This is a genomic window from Aliiroseovarius sp. M344, assembly GCF_025140835.1.
Taxonomy (GTDB): Bacteria; Pseudomonadota; Alphaproteobacteria; order Rhodobacterales; family Rhodobacteraceae; genus Aliiroseovarius.
Genome location: NZ_CP081153.1, coordinates 1,422,019 through 1,441,050 on the forward strand (window position 1 = coordinate 1,422,019; position 19,032 = coordinate 1,441,050).

The window sequence follows — 19,032 nt, forward strand, 5'->3', positions numbered from 1 at the left end:
CGGCTTGCGGAAATCCGCCTGAGGGCAGGGTATGCCGCCCTCAGAAAGCAGAGATTAAAGGCCGAGTTTTTGGGTCACGATCTCGTTCACCGCTTTCGGGTTGGCCTTGCCACCTGTGGCTTTCATCACCTGACCCACGAAAAAGCCCACCAGTTTCGGGTTCTCTTTGGCCTTTTCGACCTGCGCGGGGTTGGCGGCGATCACTTCGTCCACGGCGGCTTCGATCGCGCCCGTGTCGGTGACCTGCTTCATGCCGCGGTCTTCCACGATCTTGGCGGGGTCGCCGCCTTCGGTATAGACAATCTCGAACAGATCCTTCGCGATCTTGCCCGAAATGTCCCCGTTGGTGATCAACGCGATGATACCGCCCAGTTGCGCCGGGCTGACCGGGCTTTCGGTGATCGTGTGATCCTCTTTCTTCAGACGTCCAAACAGCTCGTTGATGACCCAGTTGGCTGCCAGCTTACCGTCGCGACCTTCCGCCACCGCCTCAAAGAATGCAGCACTCTCCGCATCCGCGGTCAGGACGCCTGCATCATATTCGGACAGGCTGAAATCATTGACGAAACGCGCTTTCTTTTCGTCCGGCAGTTCGGGCAGGGTCTTGGCGATGTCGTCCACCCAGCCCTGTTCGATCTCAAGCGGCAGCAGGTCGGGGCAGGGGAAATAGCGATAATCATGCGCTTCTTCCTTGGACCGCATCGACCGGGTTTCGTTCTTGTCGGCGTCGTACAGGCGGGTTTCCTGCGTGATCTTGCCGCCGTCCTCCAGTATGGCGATCTGGCGGCGCGCCTCGTAATCAATCGCGGCCTGAATGAATCGCATCGAGTTCATGTTCTTGATCTCGCATCGCGTACCAAGATGGCCGAAATCCTGCGTTTCCATGTATTTCTCATACTGACCCGGACGACAGACCGAGACGTTGACGTCTGCCCGCATACTGCCGTTCTGCATGTTGCCATCGCAGGTGCCCAGATAGCGCAGGATCTGGCGCAATTTGGTGACATAGGCGGCGGCCTCTTCCGGGCCGCGAATGTCCGGGCGGCTGACAATCTCCATCAGCGCCACACCGGTGCGGTTCAGGTCCACGAAGGACATGTTCGGGTCCATGTCATGCACGGATTTACCAGCGTCCTGCTCAAGGTGGATGCGTTCGATGCGCACCTTGCGTGCGATCCCCGGCGCCATGTCGACGATCACTTCGCCTTCACCCACAATGGGGTGGTACAGTTGGCTGATCTGATAGCCCTGCGGCAGGTCAGGATAGAAGTAGTTCTTGCGGTCAAAAGCCGAAAACAGGTTGATCTCGGCCTTGAGGCCCAGACCGGTGCGCACCGCTTGTTCGACACAGAATTCATTGATCACGGGCAACATGCCAGGCATGGCAGCATCCACAAATGCGACGTTCGAGTTGGGTTCCGCCCCAAACTTGGTCGATGCCCCGGAAAAGAGTTTGGAATTGGAGCTGACCTGCGCGTGGATTTCCATCCCGACAACCAGTTCCCAATCGTCCTTGGCCCCGGCAATGGTTTTAACGGCAGGGGCTTCATAGGCGAGATGATCCAGCATGTGCTCTTTTCCCGTGTTTCGTGATCTTTTGGCCTTCTAGGGCAGGCGTAGGCGCGGGGCAAGAGGCAGCACGTGTGTCGAGTGTGCAGAGCGGTGCCCAGAGCGCGGCAACCCGGTTTTCGCCCAAAGATTGCGCTGCAACGCAGCAAATCGGTCAATTTCTAACGAGAGTAGAAATTCTGAGCGCATACCGGCCCTGCAAATAAGGCATATCAGCAAGACTCTGCCCATTGCTGCGGCGCCGCATCGGCGAGGTTGCTTAATGCAACCACGCCTTTTACGACCCCGCGGTGAATTAAGTGGAACGCAACCGGACCTGAGCGAGGGACGATGAAACGACTAATTTTAGGCCTGATGGCGGCGATGATGATTGCCCCTGCTGCGCAGGCCAACGACATTTTCGGTACGCGCGGGGTGCGCACGCCGGTGTTGACGATGAAATGGGATGCAAAGCCGCAAGCGTCGGCTTGGACTGATGCAACCATGAAGGCGCTGGAAACCCACGGGGCGGCTTTGTCGAAAACTGTGCCCGCCGATATCAAGGCGTGGTGCCCCGGTTATGAAAAGCAAAGCGCCGAGGGGCGCAACGCATTCTGGGCCGGGCTTCTGTCCACCTTGTCCTTTTATGAAAGCACGTGGCGCCCGACCGCTGTTGGCGGTGGCGGCAAGTGGTATGGGCTAGTGCAGATCCTTCCGGCAACCGCACGCGGATATGGCTGCGAAGCTCGGTCGGGATCGGACCTGAAGCAAGGTGAACTGAACCTGAGCTGCGCTGTGCGCATCATGTCGGTGACCGTGCCGCGTGATAACGTTGTGTCAAAAGGCATGCGCGGTGTCGCCGCTGACTGGGGTCCGTTCCATTCCAAAAAGAAGCGGGAATCAATGCGGGCGTGGATCAAGGATCAAAACTACTGCGCTGTAAGCTGAACGAGATTGGCAAAACACATGAAAAAAGGGCGGGCCTTTCGGACCCGCCCTTTTTTGTGCCGATGGTATACTCAACCGTTTAAGATGCGCCCCACCATTTCCTGACTGTCGCGGCTCAACCCCTCGGTTGCCAGAATGCGCGTCAGCGCGGATTTCATCATGTCCTGACGATCCGCATCGTAATGCCGCCACGTCTCGAAGCCCGAAGTCATGCGCGCGGCGATCTGGTGATTCACGGGGTCCAGCTTGATCAGCCAGTCCGCAGCGAGCGCATAGGCCTTGCCCGACGCATGGTGGAACCCCGCATGGTTCATTCCCAGCGCGCCAAACAGGGCGCGGAAGCGATTGGGGTTTTTCCAGTGGAACGCAGGGTCTTTGGTCAGCGCTTCGGTTACAGCCGCAGCTTGATCCGGCGTTGCATGATACACTTGCAGCGAAAACCATTTGTCCATGACCAGTTCGTCATGATCAAACTGGCTGCGGAATTCTGCTAGGGCGGCGTCGCCTTTCTGGACCTGCAGCAGGTATCCCAACGCCCCAAGCCGCAAGGTCATATTGTCGGCCCGATCATAAAGGACTTTTGCTGCAGCGCCGCCATCCAACCTGTTCAGAAGGTTCAACAAACCAAGTCCAAGGGCGCGTTTTCCGGCCTGCTCGGAATTGGGCGCAAAGGGTTCGGATACCTCCATTTCCGCCATCATCCGGGGCAACATATCCTGCAGATGTTCTGCCATCGCTTGCCACAGCGTTTGCTGCGCGTTGTATATTTTCTGCGGGTCTGGCGTCACGCCGGCATCAAACAGCGTCTGCGCCAGATCATCCTGACTTGGCAGCCCAAGCGTCAGCGCGCGGAAGGCCGGATCAAGACTGTCGTCGCGCAGCATGATCGCAATCGCATCCAGATAGGCCTCCAAAGACGCGTCTTCGTCGGTGGAAAGCGCGATAAGCACCTCTTTGGCCAAGGTGCGCCCGGCTTCCCACTTGTTGAACGGGTCGGTGTCATGCGCCAGCAGAAAGGCGCGCTCGGTCGGCGAGCTGTCACGCTGCAGGATCACCGGGGCCGAGAAATGGCGCAGGATCGAGGGTGTCGGCTTGGCGCCCAGACCTTCGAAAACGAAGCTTTGTTTGGCCTCGGTCATCTCCAGAACTTGGGTGCTCACAACCTCGTCTCCGTTCGGTCCGATCAGGCCAACGGCAATCGGAATGTGTTGAGGCAGTTTTTCGTCCTGACCCGGTGTGGGCGGTGTTTCCTGTTCAAAATGAAGTGTATAGGTGTCGTTGTTAAAGTCCTCAGATACCATCAGACGCGGTGTTCCAGCCTGTTTGTACCAGCGCCGAAACTGTGTCAGATCGCGGCCGGTGCTGTCTTCGAACACGCGCACCCAATCTTCGATCGTGGCGGCGTCCCCATCATGGCGCGTGAAATAGAGATCAAGTGCTTTGTAATAGGCTTCTTCGCCGACCAGCGTTTTCATCATGCCAATCAGCTCTGCGCCCTTTTCATAAATGGTCGCGGTGTAGAAATTGTTGATCTCAACGAAGCTGTCGGGCTGCACCTGATGCGCCAGCGGGCCATTATCCTCGCGGAACTGGCGGCCGCGCAGGGCAGAGACATCGTTGATCCGGCACACAGCCTTTGACCGCAAATCACCTGAGAATTGCTGGTCGCGGAAGACTGTCAGCCCTTCCTTAAGACTCAGTTGGAACCAATCCCGGCAGGTGATCCGGTTGCCGGTCCAGTTGTGGAAATACTCATGCGCAATGATCGCTTCGATACGCTCAAAATTGGCGTCGGTTGAGGTTTCGGAACTGGCCAACACAGCGGAGGTGTTGAAGATGTTCAGACCCTTGTTTTCCATCGCGCCCATGTTGAAATCTGACACGGCGACGATCTGAAAAATATCAAGGTCATATTCGCGCCCATATACTTCCTCGTCCCATTTCATCGAGGCTTTCAGCGCCTCCATGCCGAAGGCGGTCTTGCCCTCGTCGCCGGGGCGCACCCACAGCTTCAAATCGACGTCTTTGCCCGACATGGTGGTGAAGCTGTCGTCACGCGCCACCAATTCACCGGCCACCAAGGCGAACAGATAGGCAGGTTTGGGCCAGGGATCGTGCCATTCGGCCCAACCGTCGCCGGAGCCGGTCGGGTTGCCGTTGGACAACAGCACCGGCAAACCACCTTCGATCCGTACCCGGAATGGGGCCATCACGTCAGGGCGATCAGGGTAATAGGTGATACGGCGAAAGCCCTCGGCCTCGCACTGGGTGCAATACATGCCGTTCGACATGTAAAGACCTTCAAGTGCAGTGTTGGTTTCCGGGCTAATCTCGACCTCCGCTTCCCACGTGAACGCCATGTCGGGTACCGCAGCGGTCAGCCCACCTTCGACAAGGTCCGGGGTGACTTCAGTGCCATCGATCGAGGCACGGATGAGCGTAAGATGTTCTCCGTGCAGGAAAAAATCACGCGAAGCGGCATCGGGATTCGGCACGAACCGGATCGTAGACTTAACCCGCGTCGCGACCGGATCCAGACGGAAGGTCAACGACACCTCTTCGATCAGCCAGTTGGGGGGGGCGTAGTCGGCAAGAAAGATTGGTTGGGGGGCTGTACCGGTCATCTGATGTCCTTTTGGCGCGGGTGCAAGTTGGCACGTTAGACCCGCGCGACCCGGTCTTCAAGCGGTGCGTCCAACCCGCCTGATTATTCGGTTTTCCCTAATAGTTTGCTACGGAAATTTGGGTTGTGATTTGCTGCCGCATGCGAAACTCTGGCCCAAATATCAGTTGAGCAGGTCAAAGGAATTGGGATGAGTGATTATATCGAGCGCAAAGGTCTGTCCGTTCACCGTGAATTGGGCAGGTTTCTGGAAACCCGTGCTTTGGCCAAGACCGCGTTGAAATACGATGCGTTCTGGAAGGGGTTTGCTGCGATCATTCACGACCTTGGACCGAAAAACCGCGCGCTTTTGGAAAAGCGAGACGCCATGCAACGTCAGGTGGACAACTGGCACACGGCACGGGCAGGCCAACCCCATGATGCCGACGCCTACCGTGCTTTTCTGCAAGACATCGGATATCTGGTGCAAGAAGGTCCAAATTTTCAGATCGAGACCATGAATGTTGACCCCGAGATCGCAGAGGTGCCGGGGCCGCAACTGGTTGTCCCGATCATGAACGCACGTTTTGCGCTGAATGCCGCCAATGCGCGCTGGGGCAGCCTGTATGATGCCCTATATGGGACCGATGCCTTGGGGGATCTGCCCACCGGCAAGGGCTATGACCCAGAGCGTGGCGGCCGGGTGATTGACCGCGCCAAGACCTTCCTGGATGCAGCGCTACCGCTGGCGGATGGGTCGTGGCTGGACGCCCGCAAAGATGGCTCGCGCAAGTTTCCTGCCTTGGATGACCCGTCACAGTTCCTTGGCGCGCACGGGTTCAGGTATTTATTTGAAAACAATGGCTTGAAGATCATTCTTGAATTCGACGATGCAACGGAAATCGGATCAACTGATCCGCTGGGCCTGTCGGATGTTAGGCTTGAAAGTGCGATGTCCGCGATTATGGACTGCGAGGATTCTGTCGCGGCGGTGGATGCCGAAGACAAGGTGTTGGCCTATTCAAACTGGCTTGGTTTGATGGATGGGTCGCTGACCGAAGAGGTGTCGAAAGGCGGCAAAACCTTCACGCGCAAACTGAATGATGATCTGATCTTTGACGGACCGGACGGAAAGGTGCGGCTTAAGGGACGCGCGCTGATGCTGGTGCGCAATGTCGGCCACCTGATGACCAATCCTGCCATTCTGGACCGGGACGGCCTTGAGGTGCCCGAGGGCATCATGGATGCGGTGGTCACAACCCTGATCGGGATGCACGACCTGATGCGCGATGGTGGCAACTCTGTCACAGGCTCGATCTATGTGGTGAAGCCAAAGATGCACGGCCCGGAGGAAGTCGCCTTTGCGGACGAAATATTCACCCGAGTTGAGGTCTTGCTTGGCTTGCCGCAATACACCGTCAAGCTGGGGATCATGGACGAAGAGCGCCGCACCAGCGTGAACCTGAAAGAATGCATTCGCGCCGCCAAACACCGGGTTGCGTTCATCAACACGGGCTTCCTTGATCGCACGGGCGACGAAATCCACACCTCGATGGCGGCGGGACCTATGGTTCGTAAGGGCGACATGAAGAACGCGGCCTGGATTGCGTCCTACGAGGATCGCAACGTGGATATCGGGCTGGCCTGCGGGCTGCGCGGCAAGGCTCAGATCGGCAAAGGCATGTGGGCGATGCCGGACCGGATGGCCGACATGCTGGACCAGAAGATCGGGCATCCCATGTCGGGTGCCAATTGCGCCTGGGTGCCAAGCCCGACCGCTGCGACCTTGCACGCCACCCATTACCACCGCGTCGATGTCTTGGCGCGACAGGACGAGATTGCTGCCCAAGGCCCACGCGGCACGCTGGATGATCTCTTGACCATTCCGGTGGCCCAAGGTGTCAATTGGTCGGATGCCGAAATCCGCGACGAGGTCGAAAACAACGCGCAAGGGATCCTTGGTTATGTGGTCCGTTGGGTGGACGCGGGCGTTGGCTGTTCCAAAGTGCCGGACATTCACGATGTCGGGCTGATGGAAGACCGCGCGACGTGCCGGATTTCCAGTCAGGCTCTGGCCAATTGGTTGCATCATGGCGTGGTGTCCGAGGCCGAGGTGATGGACGCGATGCGGGCCATGGCGGTGAAAGTGGACGCACAGAACGCGGGTGATCCAACCTATGAACCAATGGCGCCGAGTTTCGACGGCGAGGCCTTCAAAGCGGCGTGCGACCTCGTTTTCAAGGGACGCGCGCAGCCTTCGGGCTATACTGAACCCCTGCTTCATGTGCATCGATTGGCCAAAAAGGCACAGAATGTGAGCTAAGCAAACCGAAGAGGTGACAGGACATGAACAAGATATCACTGGACGCTGCGCGTCTGATGATCCGCGAAACGCTGAGCCACGCGGCAAAGGCAAAAATGAAGCCCCTGTCAGTCGCGGTAGTTGATGCGGGCGGGCATCTGATCGCCTTTGAACGGTCCGATGGTGCACCAGCCGGGCGGTTCGATCTGGCGCGCGGCAAGGCCTATGGGTCGGTCATGCTGGGCATGGGCGGCACAGCACAGCGCGACCGCGCGGAAGCGCAGGCCTATTTCATCGGTGCGGCCAACGCGGCCTATGGCGGTAAACTGGTCCCAGTTCCCGGCGGTTTTATCGTCCGCAACGCCGCGGGCGATGTGGTGGGTGGTGTCGGCGTGACGGGCGACACGTCCGAAAACGACATGGCGGCTGGCGAGGCTGGTATTCTTGCGGCAGGTCTTGTACCCGAAGGCTAAGCCGCCATACTGTCCGTTGTGCAGGTGGCAGAGTTCATTTATCCTCCTGCAATCGAACGCATTTCCGGAGCAGGCATGACACGCCCCATCATCGGCATCATTGGCAATTCCTACTTGGTCAATGACCAATACCCGACCCATGCGGGCGGCACGATGAATTCCGAGGCGATCGCGCATGTTGCCGGCTGTATGCCGTTGATCGTGCCGTCTGATCCTCGGTTTGTAACGGTCGAGGAATTGCTGGAAACCTGCGATGGTTTTCTGTTTACCGGCGGCCGCCCGAATGTGCATCCGGCTGAGTATGGCGAGGACGAAACCGAGGCGCATGGCGAGTTTGACCGCTGCCGCGATGCCATTGCCTTGCCCCTGATCCGGGCCTGCGTTGATCGTGGGCAGCCTTTCTTTGGTATTTGTCGCGGCTTTCAGGAAGTGAACGTCGCCATGGGCGGCACGCTGTATCCGGAAATCCGCGACCTTCCGGGACGGATGAACCACCGGATGCCGCCCGATGGCACGCTGGAAGAAAAATTCGCCATTCGGCACGATGTGCATCTGGACGAAGGTGGGGTGTTCCACCAGCTTCTGGGCGCGACCTGTGTGCGGACCAACACGCTGCACGGGCAGGGGATCAAGACCGCGGGGTCCCGTATTGTGATCGAAGGTCATGCGGATGACGGAACGCCAGAGGCAATCGTAATCCGCGACGCGCCGGGCTTCACCTTGTCGGTGCAGTGGCACCCTGAATACAACGCGACCCAGGATCCGGTATCGCGGGTTCTGTTCTCGGCCTTCGGCGATGCCGTACGTGATTGGGTGGCCAACAAAGTGCATCGGGGCAGTCCGCAATCGTCAGTGGCCTGATTGGTGGCCTGATTTGCGGACAGTGGTGACCAGCGCAGTCAAGTGTTGACCTTCCTCCGACTGGAACGCCCAACTTGCGTGCAGCGAAGGAGACAATATGATTCGATCCAACCGCAAAAAATTCTATGCAGGTATCGCGATTGTCGTGCTTGCGATGGCGGGGTTAAGCCTGTCGCGCCTGTCGCGGTCTGGCGACGGGGAGGCTGCTGCACCTGTTGACGGGGCGATGCCTTCGGAAACCGTTGTCAGCGACCAACTGGTGCCTGTCATTTTGCCCCAGCTGGATGCGACCCAGGAAATCGGACAGAGGGTCTTCCTTGCAAAATGCGCCGCCTGTCATGGCGACACGGCGGGTGGGCGGAACGGGGCAGGGCCGCCGCTGATCCATAAAATCTATGAACCCTCGCATCACGCTGACCTGACCTTTTTTCGGGCAGCCGAACTTGGTGTCAGGGCGCATCATTGGAAATTCGGTGATATGGCCCCGGTCGAGGGCATTACACGCGCCGAGGTCGCCGATGTCGTGGCCTTCATCCGCGCGGTGCAGCGCGAAAATGGGATCAACTGATCGCCAACGAAAACGGACGCCGAAAACGGCATCCGTCAATTGGGTTTTCTTGTGGCTGGTGTCAGGCGACGCGCGGTAAAGCGCGCGCCTCATAGGCGCGCAGAACCATGCGCGCCGTGTCCCCATACTGGCGCGGGTCTGACCGCAATTCGGGAAACAGGGCGAACAATTCTTCCCGCGCTGCCGCGTCGATGGCACCCAGACCTTCGTGGCCCGGATGGAAGCTTTCAGACGCCGCGCCGTTGGCGAAGACAATTTCGTGTTGGTCAAACAGGATATGGAAATAGGTCACCTGATCCATCGGTTTGATCACCACTCCCTTACCGTCAACCAGATGCTTGGCTGGCACCATAACCTCGCGCTCAGCAAAGAGCAGGGTGGCTTCGTGGCCAGCATAGACCATGCGGTGCTGGGGCGACACGAGCAGCGGCTTGGTATTGTCAAAGCGGCCCTGCGCAATTTGAATCGGCGCAAGTTTGCCGTGCCCGGAAACGGTTTTCTCACCCATCCAACGGATCGGCTGCAGGCCGTTGTCGCGTGTCACAACCATATCGCCCGGACGCAGGTCCTGGATCGGACGTTCGCCGCGATCCGTCAGGATCATAGTGTCTGTGGTGAAGCAAATGATGACACTTTCGATGTTTGTGAACGTCAAAATGGTGCCGTCCGACAGGGTCGCGGTCCCGTTCTCGGAATTGCCGGGATCAAAGACCACATCGTTCCAGTCATCGACAAGATGGTTCAGATACAGCGTGTCCGTGTCGCCATCGTCAGCATCTTCACCGCCATCAATGGTGATCGTCGGGCCAGAACCATCAAGAGCCGTGTCGAAATCCAGATCAAACGTGTCAGAGCCGAAGCCGCCAGACGCCGTGTCACCAGCCGCAACATTCAGTGTATCGGTGCCTTCGCCGCCATCCAGCGTATCGACGCCAAGGCCGCCGGTTAGCGTGTCATTGCCTCCCTGACCATAGATGACATCATCGCCATCGCCACCATCGATGGTGTCATTGCCACCCACGGACGGATCGGGGATCGTTTCAAAATGCACATCCGAGACCCAGATCGCCTGTGTGCCAGACTGAAGGTTGCCATAAACAATCTCAATCTCGCTGACCGGCCCCGAGATTTCGACCAGAACTGATCCGTCAAGTTGGTTCTGGCTGTTAGCTGCCGTGCTGGCGGTGACTGTGTTGCCGGACACGGTGTCGCCGCCGCCCGGTGTCAAGGTGACGGTCACCGGATTGCCGGCGGCGTCAATCGCGTTCACCGTAATGATATCGGTGTGGTTACCAGCCCCCCAGTCCACATCGTTGATCCGGAACGAGACATTTTGAACATCATCCAGCGAATTGCTGCCTGCCGCAGCTGCGAAATCAATTGTCGTCGTCGACGTCGTTCCATCGCCGCTACCATAAAGGTACAGGCTCGAGTTGTTGTCAAAATCCTCGCCAACTGCGACATAGGTCGTATCGCTTGTCTCGACCCGATAGACAGGCGCATTGGTCCCATCACTGCTAAAGCTGACGGATACGTCCATTTCGCCGGTGTTTTGGGTGAAACCCGCGCTTAGATTGGTACCGTCGCCGCCTTGCGCGCTCCAGTCCAGAACTTCAGTTGTGTCAACCGGCGGTTTGTCGTCGCCATAGATGACATCATCACCTGCGCCGCCATCAATCGTGTCATTGCCTTCGCCACCTTCGATTGTGTCATTTGCCGCACCGGACGCGATTGTGTCGTTGCCCGCGTAGCCGAAAATCACATCGTCATTGCCGCCTACGCCGGTGCCATCGCCACCATCGACCACATCGCCGTCTTCATCGGTGAAGCTGCCATCAATGACGTCGTCACCCGACGTACCGGTCAGAACCCCATCATCTGTTGCATAGGCGGGTGCAGACACCACCGAAGATGATGAAATCGTGGATACGGGGCCGTAATCGGGTACGAAATAGACGTTCCCGTCCGATGCTTCGTAATACACGCCGGGTTCGGTGGTGTTTGTATATGTGGTGCCATTATAGGTCCCAGACCAAACCCATTCACCCGCACCAATAGTCGAAGTGGTCGTGAAGGTTACCAGTGGGCCGCCGATGCTGTCGCCTGCATCCAGCGAATAGTCGCCAAGTTGAACCAGATAACCCTGGGGCATTTAAATACTCATACATTCATTAACACTATTGGAAGGTCCACCTTCCGATAGTTCCATTACTTAAACGTCAACCGGGCAAAGAAAAGACAAAATATAGAAAAAAGCGCCATAATTCAGGATTTTGAAATTCGGCACCTCACTATTTTGGGGGAGGGACGCGTCAAACTGGTCTCGGGTGCTGCATTGTCCACCGATCGTAGAAAATGACCGTTTACTGATAGGTCGATCAAAGGTGCGCAGCAAAGCTGATTCGCTTCGCGTGTCAGCGCCTATCACAGGACCGGGTCGCCATTAACGTAGCCAGCCGTGTCAGCCCTTCCCGGATCTCATCGGTCGACCGCGCATAAGAAAACCGCAGTGTCTGATGCCCGCGCACCGGGTCGAAATCCAGTCCGGGGGTCACCGCGACGCCTGCCTTGTCCAGGATTTCAGCGGCAAGCGCACGGCTGTCATCGGTAAGGCCACTGACATCGGCATAGATATAAAACGCGCCATCTGGAGGCGCGATTTTGTCAAAACCGATCTTCGGCAGCTCGTCGATCATAAGTTGGCGGTTGGTGGCATAGGTGGCAAGGTTCGCGTCCAACTCATCGCGCGCATCAAGCGCGGCGAGGGCGGCAATCTGGCTGGCATGCGAGGGGCAGATGAACATGTTCTGGGCCAGCCGTTCGATCAGTCGCACGTGATCTTCCGGCACGATCATCCAGCCCACGCGCCAACCGGTCATCGAAAAATATTTCGAGAAACTGTTGATCACATAAATGTCGTCCGACACCTCAAGCGCGGACACGGCCCGGCCTTCGTATTGCAGGCCGTGATAGATCTCGTCGGCAATGAAGCTGGTGCCCTGATCGTGGCAGGTGCCGATAAGGCCTTCCAGCGCAGCATGATCCAACATGGTGCCCGACGGGTTGGCGGGCGAGGCGGTGATCAGCCCCGCCAGATCCCCTGGGATCTCGGACGGGACGGGTTGCAGGCGATTTTCCGCTTTGGTCGGAATGCCGACAGGGGTGAGGTTCAGGGCCTTCAGAATTTGTCGATAAGACGGGTAACCGGGCTCACCCAACCCCACTTTGTCGCCCGCATCAAACAGCGCCGTGAACGCCAGAATAAAGGCACCAGAACTGCCCGGCGTGACCACCACACGTGCGGGGTCAAGATCTATATTATACCAATCTTTATAAAGCTTTGCGATGCCTTCCCGAAGTGCCGGAAGGCCAAGGGAAACCGTATAGCCCAACGCGTCATCTGCCATGGCGTGAACCAATGCGTCGCGCGCCGTCTTTGGCGCAGGGGTTGAAGGTTGTCCCACCTCCATATGGATGATGTGTCGCCCGGACGCTTCGGCCGCGCGGGCCGCTTCCATCACATCCATAACGATAAAGGGATCAACAACACCACGGCTTGAAGTTTTCATCGGGACCTCACTATGCTTCGCGCGAATTGGGTGCACTTGCTGAACGACGGAGTCAATGGGTCGGCCCTGCGGCTTTTGTCGCATCGTTGTTTAACGGTCGGCGGTTGGCAGGACGGCAAGGATGGCCTAAACGCGAGCTGATCGCGAGAATGTGCAGTTACGCGGCCCGCGCAGCTGCTAGATTATTCGCGCGCCAACGCGGCGCGTACAAACAAGAACGGACGAACGACATGAAATTAACACGGACCTTGGCCCTGACGACAGCTTTATCTCTTGCGGCAGCGATGCCGGGGCAGGCGCTGGATCTGTCCAGCATGACAGATGACGAGCGCAATGCGTTCCGTGACGAGGTCCGCGCCTATCTAATGGACAATCCCGAGGTGCTGATGGAGGCGATCGGGGTTCTGGAGCAACGCCAAGCAGAGGCGCAGGACGCGTTGGACAATGATCTGGTCAAGGTCAACGCGGACGCGCTGTTCGACGATGGTTTTTCCCACGTCTCGGGCAATCCGGATGGAGATATCACGATTGTTGAGTTCGTGGATTATCAATGTGGCTATTGCCGGAAGTCATATGACGTTCTGCAGGAGCTTTTGGAGAAAGACACCGGCGTGCGCCTGATCCTGAAAGAATTCCCAATTCTCAGCGAAGCCAGCATGTTGTCGGCGCGGTTTGCGATCTCGGGTCAGAAGCTGTTCGGCGAAGAGGCTTATGGAAAACTGCATGACGCGCTGATCACGGTGCGGGGCAACGTCACGACCGAAAGCCTGATAAAGTTGGGTGATGATCTTGGGCTGGATGGTAAAGCGATTGCTGACGGGATGAACGCCCCGGAAGTTGACGCCATTCTGGCTGAGAACCGAGCGCTGGGGCAGCGTTTGCAAATCACCGGCACGCCGGCCTTCGTGATGCACGATACGATGGCGCGTGGCTATATGCCGCTTGAGCAGATGGAAGACATCATCGCCGCCAAACGAACCGACGGCTGAGTTCCTGTCATTCTTGGCTGACCTTCTGGTCAGGGCTTGATAAGCTCTGGCCAGAACAAAGGCACGGGCAAGGTCACATCACTATGACAACACGGATGAAACGCGGGGCAGGGTCAATCTTGCTGGCGATGGGCCTGACACTGGGGCAATCAGCCTTTTTGGCCTCGGCGGCCTTGGCGCAAGACAGCGCGGCCCCTGTGACCTCTTTGTTTCCAAAGCACAAACCTGACCGCGAGGTGGCGCAGGCCCCCACGGTCACCGATGCGCCCACACCGCCCGCCGTAACCCCCGTACCCGATGCAAGCCCGCAAACCCTCACGGGATTGGCTCGGCTGAGCGATGCCGGTGTGACGATCAAGGATCGTTGGCGCGGGTCGGCGGTCGACATTTCGATGACCCGCACGGTGCCGTGGCGCGTTTTCACGCTGGACGATCCACAGCGGGTGGTGGTCGATTTCTCGGAACTGGATTGGGCAGGACTGGACCTGCCGGGCGTATTGAAGGCCTCGGACCGGTTCACAGATATCCGGGCAGGGCTGTTCCGGCCGGGGTGGACCCGACTGGTGCTGACCCTTGCCAGTCCGATGGTCGTGGAAAAAGCCTGGATGACAAGCGGCGCAGCCGATGATGGCACCGCTGTGATGCATTTGGAGCTCGCACAGGCTTCGACCGAGGACTTCACCGCGACGACGGGCGTACCCGACAGCGCTGTGTTCGCTCAAACTGCCCCGCGTCCCATGCCGTCGCCCAAGACCCGCCAGACAGGGTTTGGCGATCTGGTTGTCGTGCTGGACCCGGGCCACGGCGGCATTGATCCGGGGGCCGAGCGGGAAGGCGTGGTGGAAGCTGACCTGATGTTGACCTTCGCGCTCAGCTTGAAGGAGACCTTGTTGCGGGCAGGCGGCTTCAAAGTGGTCCTGACCCGCGAAAGTGACGTATTCGTACCGCTGGAAGAGCGTGTCACCATCGCAAGACGTGCCGGGGCCGATGTGTTTCTGTCGCTGCATGCTGACGCTTTGGCGCAAGGGCGGGCGACGGGGGCCACCGTCTATACATTGTCAGAAGAGGCCACGGACGCGGCCTCGCAAAGTCTGGCCGAACGCCATGATCGCGAGGATATTCTGGCCGGTGTCGACCTGACGCGCCAGTCAGATGAAGTCGCATTGGTGCTGATGGATCTGGCGCGTACCGAAACCACACCACGTTCTGAGACGCTGGCCGACGCGCTTGTCGAAGGGATATATTCCGCGACCGGATCGACCTATAAGTCACCGCGCATGAAGGCTGGTTTTTCTGTATTGAAAGCGCCGGACATCCCGTCCGCCTTGATCGAGCTTGGCTTCCTGTCCTCGCCGCGCGACCGCAAGCTCTTGCAGGATGAAAACTGGCGGAAACAAGCGGCCGAGGGTATTCGGGATGCGTTGCAATATTGGTCGCTGCAGGATGCGGCAAAAGCCGAGCAGCTTCGAAAATAAAGGTTTAAAAACAGATGGATAAGCCGCCCACTTCACGTTAAACGCACAGCGGGCGGCGCTGTCTTACAACCCTTTGGCGCGGTAACTCGACGCAACCCGATCGATAGCAACAATGTATCCCGCCATACGCAGGTCATCCACGTCATCACGCTCATGCCAAACAGTGCGCATGTCCTGATAGGCTTTGCGCATTGTGTCATCCAGACCTGACCGTACAAGCTCCAGCTCATCCGCACCGCGCAGGTATTTTTCTTTAAACTGCGGTGTCATGGACCAAGCGTCGCCCAAATAACGGTCAAGGCGTTCCAGCTCGTCGACCACCAACTGGTGACGGGCCTCTTCCTGACGGCGTTGCATGCGGCCAAAACGGATATGGCTCAAGTTCTTGACCCATTCGAAGTAACTGACGGTCACACCGCCGGCGTTGGCATAAAGGTCAGGGATGATCACCGTCCCTTTTTTGCGCAAGATCTCGTCCGCGCCTGATGTCAGCGGGCCGTTTGCAGCTTCAATAATCAGCGGCGCTTTAACGCGGTCTGCATTGGTCAGATTGATCACGCCTTCAAGCGCAGCCGGGATCAGAATGTCGCATTCGTTTTCCAGCACGCTGGCGCCGTCTTCGACATAGGTCGCATCGGCAAACCCTTTTACGCCACCGTGTTGGCCGATCCACTGATGCACAGCTTCAACATCCAATCCGGTATCGCTGGTCAACGCGCCATCACGTTCAATGATCCCGGTGATGATCGCGCCGTCCTCTTCGGACAGGAACTTGGCTGCATGATAGCCCACATTGCCCAGACCCTGAACAATGACGCGCTTTCCGTCGAGCTTGCCGGACAGGTTCGCTTTGGCAATGTCTTCCGGGTGGCGGAAGAACTCCTGCAGCGCGTATTGCACGCCGCGTCCGGTGGCCTCGACCCGACCGGCGATGCCGCCAGCATGCGGGGGTTTGCCGGTCACACAGGCTCGCGCGTTGATATCGGTCGTGTTCATCCGGGCGTATTGGTCAGCAATCCATGCCATCTCGCGTTCGCCGGTGCCCATATCGGGGGCAGGGACGTTTTGCGATGGGTTGATCAGATCGCGTTTGGCCAGCTCATAGGCGAAGCGGCGGGTGATCAGTTCCAGTTCGTGTTCTTCATAGTCTCGGGGCTCGATGCACAACCCGCCTTTCGAGCCACCAAAGGGTGTTTCCACAAGGGCACATTTGAACGTCATCAGGGCTGCCAGAGCTTCGACCTCGTCCTGGTTCACAGCCGAGGCATAGCGGATACCGCCTTTGACCGGCTCCATATGTTCGGAGTGAACGGAACGATACCCGGTAAATGTGTGAATTTCGCCCCGCAATCGCACGCCGAAACGCACGGTGTAAGTTGAATTGCACACACGAATTTTCTGCTTCAAACCGGTTGGAATGTCCATCAGTGCGACCGCGCGATCGAACATCAGGTTTACGGAATCGCGGAAGCTCGGCTCATTAATATTAGCCATTTGTTACCCCTGTTTTTTTCTGCGCCGCCGCAGAATCGTTTGCCCGCGACGGTTCTAAGGGCAGGTTAGGCTGTATTGCGACCAAAGCCACCCCCCCGGAGATTTGGCCGCTATTGATGTTCGCATGGGCTCAAAGGGCGTTGTCTGAAGCTTCTGTTAACCTTTCGTGCACAATGACGGGGTCAAACTGCGAAAAACTCGCATTTGCACGGAAAATGCCTTAGTTTCGCCACAGCCTTCTATAATCTACGAGAAGGTTAAGAAAGTGTTTGTATTTGTGATTTGTTACCGTGCGGGGGCATGGGAAGGGAGATCGACATGGCGCGTTGTGATGACCGCTTTGGGGCGTTGAAGGCCAAACTGACCAAGTTGGGCCGCGCCGAACGTTTTGACAGGTTTGCGAAAGAAGAGGATGGCGCGATGTTTATCCTCGCCCTATTCCTGTTCGCGACTTTGCTTATTTTCTCTGGCCTTTCCATCGATTTGATGCGGTACGAGCTGCAGCGAACCCGCTTGCAATCGACCTTAGATCGCGCATTGCTTGCTGCGGCGCACCCCGATCAGGAAAATGATCGAAAGGGCGTTGTGCTTGATTATTTTAACCGCGCCGGGTTGAGCAATATCGTCGACGCAGACGATATCACTGTCATTGTGGGCCCCGATGGCACCATCGTGAGCGCGGACGCCACCATGAAAATTGGCACGCCCTTCCTGAGCTGGTCCGGTGTCGATTACTTGGGTGCGCCTGCATCTGGGGGTGCAGCGAAAATCAACCAGCTGACCGAGGTGTCGCTGGTCGTCGACGTTTCAGGGTCTATGGGGAGTAACTCCACCACCGGACAAACAAAGATTTATGAGCTGCGCAAAGCCGCGCTGGAATTCTCGAATCTTCTTCTGTGCAACCCGAATGATCCGACCACATCCACCAACTGTACGATTGACAAAAGAAAGACATCGCTGACACTGGTGCCTTATTCCACTCAGGTGAATGTCGGTCAGACTATTCTCAGCAAATTTGACCGCCAAGATGCGCAAACCGATGCTTATTGCGTTACCTTCCGCGACGAAGACTTTCAGACAGTTCGCGTAAAACCGCATCCGGACATGATACTTGAGCCAGAAAAGCTCATCCGTCAGGCTGCGAAGTTTTATCGTTATGGCGGCAGCTATCGCTCGACCAATTCGGACGCCTATCTGTCTTGCCATACCGACAGCTGGCGCGAAGTTGTTGCGTTCCAACACTCGCCGACAGTCATGAAAACCAAGATCAACAGCCTGGGGGCTGAAGGTGATACCGCGATCGACATTGGCATGAAGTGGGGTGCGGCGTTGCTGCACCACGAAACTCAACCTGTGATCACGGATCTGATCAGTGATGGCGACGTGCACGCAGATTTTGCGAAACGCCCATATGACCCTGGGAAAATCGCCTCTTCGAAGTTCCTGGTGCTTATGACCGATGGGCAGAACACCAATCACCACTATTTGTATGATGGATACCGGACTGGGCCTTCGCCGTTTTGGCTGAATACATTTAATGGTCGAGATATCGTCTCGATCCGCCGAAACGTGACCGTCATGGAAGATGGTGTGGAAGTAACGGAGCCACGTTATCTATGGTACTACCCGTCTTGGAACCAGTATAATCCTTCTATCACCTCCGATCCAGAAAACTGGCATGAAGAGCCGTATGGTTTCGAAGGGAAAGCAGATTGCTTTAGCACCCGTTGTACGCCGTTTGTAGCGCCAGCGGATAGCTATACAAGCAACTTGAACTGGGAAACGTTCTGGAAGCTGAAATACACGTGGGGATTTGTCGAAAGGTTCGATTGGTTGCTTCCAACGGATCCTGGCATGGAAGACGCGCCCGGTGTCAAAATTTCAAATTCCAACGACTCTGACGGTGACGGTATCAGGGACATCGACCAACGCCTGCTGGATCAATGCACTGCGGCTAAAAATGCCGGCATAACGATCTACACGATTGAGATGGAAACGCCGAATACTGCCACGGATGCGATGCAATCCTGTGCGTCTATCAAGGACAATAAAAGACTGCATTACAAGGTCTCTGGTCTGGATATTGGGTCTGTGTTCAAGAAGATCGCAGCAGACATCAACAAACTGCGGCTTACCCACTGATCTGCACAAGCATGTTCGCAGCAAGGGCTAGTACGCTCGCGGCAGCCAACAAAAGACGGTA

General features: G+C 57.3%; 13 protein-coding genes. 8 read left to right on the forward strand and 5 right to left on the reverse strand.

Features of this window, described 5'->3' with window-relative positions; translation table 11 throughout:
* Nucleotides 1-54: 54 nt before the first annotated feature.
* Nucleotides 55-1,569 carry an Asp-tRNA(Asn)/Glu-tRNA(Gln) amidotransferase subunit GatB gene (gene gatB / locus K3556_RS06980; protein WP_260518994.1) on the reverse strand — a complete coding sequence of 505 codons (1,515 nt, stop codon included), beginning with the start codon at nucleotides 1,567-1,569 and terminating at the stop codon, nucleotides 55-57.
* Between the two features lie 330 nt (nucleotides 1,570-1,899).
* Between gatB and K3556_RS06985 the strand changes: the two genes are divergently transcribed.
* A complete protein-coding gene (locus K3556_RS06985) occupies nucleotides 1,900-2,496 on the forward strand; it encodes a transglycosylase SLT domain-containing protein (RefSeq protein ID WP_260518995.1) in 597 nt (198 codons plus the stop codon).
* Between the two features lie 71 nt (nucleotides 2,497-2,567).
* Here K3556_RS06985 and pepN read toward each other — a convergent pair whose 3' ends face one another.
* Nucleotides 2,568-5,120, reverse strand: coding sequence for an aminopeptidase N (gene pepN, locus K3556_RS06990; RefSeq protein WP_260518996.1), 2,553 nt, complete (start codon nucleotides 5,118-5,120; stop codon nucleotides 2,568-2,570).
* Between the two features lie 189 nt (nucleotides 5,121-5,309).
* Between pepN and K3556_RS06995 the strand changes: the two genes are divergently transcribed.
* The 4 genes from K3556_RS06995 (at nucleotide 5,310) to K3556_RS07010 (ending at nucleotide 9,302) form a co-directional block, all read left to right on the forward strand.
* Nucleotides 5,310-7,421 carry a malate synthase G gene (locus K3556_RS06995; protein WP_260518997.1) on the forward strand — a complete coding sequence of 704 codons (2,112 nt, stop codon included), beginning with the start codon at nucleotides 5,310-5,312 and terminating at the stop codon, nucleotides 7,419-7,421.
* Between the two features lie 23 nt (nucleotides 7,422-7,444).
* Nucleotides 7,445-7,873 (forward strand): GlcG/HbpS family heme-binding protein, encoded by a 429-nt coding sequence (locus K3556_RS07000; protein ID WP_260518998.1) that lies wholly within the window; start codon nucleotides 7,445-7,447, stop codon nucleotides 7,871-7,873.
* A 75-nt stretch (nucleotides 7,874-7,948) separates the two neighbouring features.
* Nucleotides 7,949-8,734, forward strand: a complete 786-nt coding sequence (locus K3556_RS07005; RefSeq protein WP_260518999.1) for a gamma-glutamyl-gamma-aminobutyrate hydrolase family protein — start codon at nucleotides 7,949-7,951, stop codon at nucleotides 8,732-8,734.
* Nucleotides 8,735-8,831: 97 nt separating this feature from the next.
* On the forward strand, nucleotides 8,832-9,302 hold the full coding sequence (locus tag K3556_RS07010) for a c-type cytochrome (RefSeq protein WP_260519000.1): 471 nt from the start codon (nucleotides 8,832-8,834) through the stop codon (nucleotides 9,300-9,302).
* A gap of 61 nt (nucleotides 9,303-9,363) precedes the next feature.
* On the opposite strand, the gene K3556_RS07015 is transcribed toward K3556_RS07010, so the two are convergent.
* Nucleotides 9,364-11,454, reverse strand: coding sequence for a Hint domain-containing protein (locus K3556_RS07015; protein WP_260519001.1), 2,091 nt, complete (start codon nucleotides 11,452-11,454; stop codon nucleotides 9,364-9,366).
* A gap of 262 nt (nucleotides 11,455-11,716) precedes the next feature.
* Complete coding sequence (locus tag K3556_RS07020) at nucleotides 11,717-12,871, reverse strand: pyridoxal phosphate-dependent aminotransferase (RefSeq protein ID WP_260519002.1); 1,155 nt, start codon at nucleotides 12,869-12,871, stop codon at nucleotides 11,717-11,719.
* A 230-nt stretch (nucleotides 12,872-13,101) separates the two neighbouring features.
* Here K3556_RS07020 and K3556_RS07025 point away from each other — a divergent pair, with 230 nt between their 5' ends.
* Both K3556_RS07025 and K3556_RS07030 read left to right on the forward strand, forming a co-directional pair.
* Nucleotides 13,102-13,860, forward strand: coding sequence for a DsbA family protein (locus K3556_RS07025; RefSeq protein WP_260519003.1), 759 nt, complete (start codon nucleotides 13,102-13,104; stop codon nucleotides 13,858-13,860).
* 83 nt (nucleotides 13,861-13,943) lie between these two features.
* Nucleotides 13,944-15,335, forward strand: coding sequence for an N-acetylmuramoyl-L-alanine amidase (locus K3556_RS07030; RefSeq protein ID WP_260519004.1), 1,392 nt, complete (start codon nucleotides 13,944-13,946; stop codon nucleotides 15,333-15,335).
* A 63-nt stretch (nucleotides 15,336-15,398) separates the two neighbouring features.
* On the opposite strand, the gene K3556_RS07035 is transcribed toward K3556_RS07030, so the two are convergent.
* Entirely contained in the window at nucleotides 15,399-16,829 is a 1,431-nt protein-coding gene (locus K3556_RS07035) for a Glu/Leu/Phe/Val family dehydrogenase (RefSeq protein ID WP_260519005.1), read from the reverse strand.
* A gap of 348 nt (nucleotides 16,830-17,177) precedes the next feature.
* Here K3556_RS07035 and K3556_RS07040 point away from each other — a divergent pair, with 348 nt between their 5' ends.
* Entirely contained in the window at nucleotides 17,178-18,971 is a 1,794-nt protein-coding gene (locus tag K3556_RS07040; protein ID WP_260519006.1) for a TadE/TadG family type IV pilus assembly protein, read from the forward strand.
* Nucleotides 18,972-19,032 lie beyond the last annotated feature (61 nt).

Bases quoted from the DNA above. Each gene is read 5' to 3' on its own strand.
- K3556_RS06995 (WP_260518997.1), top strand. From the start codon at position 5,310: ATGAGTGATTATATCGAGCGCAAAGGTCTGTCCGTTCACCGTGAATTG.
- K3556_RS07025 (WP_260519003.1), top strand. From the start codon at position 13,102: ATGAAATTAACACGGACCTTGGCCCTGACGACAGCTTTATCTCTTGCG.
- K3556_RS07000 (WP_260518998.1), top strand. From the start codon at position 7,445: ATGAACAAGATATCACTGGACGCTGCGCGTCTGATGATCCGCGAAACG.
- K3556_RS07005 (WP_260518999.1), top strand. From the start codon at position 7,949: ATGACACGCCCCATCATCGGCATCATTGGCAATTCCTACTTGGTCAAT.
- K3556_RS07015 (WP_260519001.1), bottom strand. From the start codon at position 11,454: ATGCCCCAGGGTTATCTGGTTCAACTTGGCGACTATTCGCTGGATGCA.
- gatB (WP_260518994.1), bottom strand. From the start codon at position 1,569: ATGCTGGATCATCTCGCCTATGAAGCCCCTGCCGTTAAAACCATTGCC.
- K3556_RS07035 (WP_260519005.1), bottom strand. From the start codon at position 16,829: ATGGCTAATATTAATGAGCCGAGCTTCCGCGATTCCGTAAACCTGATG.
- K3556_RS07030 (WP_260519004.1), top strand. From the start codon at position 13,944: ATGACAACACGGATGAAACGCGGGGCAGGGTCAATCTTGCTGGCGATG.
- pepN (WP_260518996.1), bottom strand. From the start codon at position 5,120: ATGACCGGTACAGCCCCCCAACCAATCTTTCTTGCCGACTACGCCCCC.
- K3556_RS07020 (WP_260519002.1), bottom strand. From the start codon at position 12,871: ATGAAAACTTCAAGCCGTGGTGTTGTTGATCCCTTTATCGTTATGGAT.
- K3556_RS07010 (WP_260519000.1), top strand. From the start codon at position 8,832: ATGATTCGATCCAACCGCAAAAAATTCTATGCAGGTATCGCGATTGTC.
- K3556_RS06985 (WP_260518995.1), top strand. From the start codon at position 1,900: ATGAAACGACTAATTTTAGGCCTGATGGCGGCGATGATGATTGCCCCT.